This window comes from Peribacillus sp. SIMBA_075 (assembly GCF_046534585.1).
This window is the reverse complement of record NZ_JAWRYN010001169.1, coordinates 1-251: the sequence shown is the minus strand read 5'-3', so window position 1 is coordinate 251 and position 251 is coordinate 1. Positions and strand designations below refer to the sequence as shown.

The 251-nt window shown below is 55.8% G+C and carries 1 protein-coding gene; it reads right to left on the bottom strand.

Annotation, left to right across the window (positions count from 1 at the left end; all coding sequences use genetic code 11):
- Nucleotides 1-251, bottom strand: a 251-nt coding sequence (locus SB775_RS31995) for a geranylgeranylglyceryl/heptaprenylglyceryl phosphate synthase (protein ID WP_410865314.1), incomplete at both ends; no start/stop codon positions are given.

Here is a 251-nt window from a genome sequence, read left to right as displayed (position 1 = left end):
CGGCTTTCCGGACAAGTGCCGGATCGCCGTACATGCCGCTGTATTCCAGGTAAAAGATCGGCAACTTACAGAAATGCTCCGCCATGCGCGCATATCCGAGCACATCCTCTTCAGTCAGGGAGGCATCCGCCCCGGTCAATCGTGCCGCTTTGCAGTCCGGATTCAAAATGCAATAACCTTCCGGCACGATCTCCGTCCAGTCCATGATCTCGCCGTATTCCCGGATGGCTTCGTGATGAAGCCCTTTGATC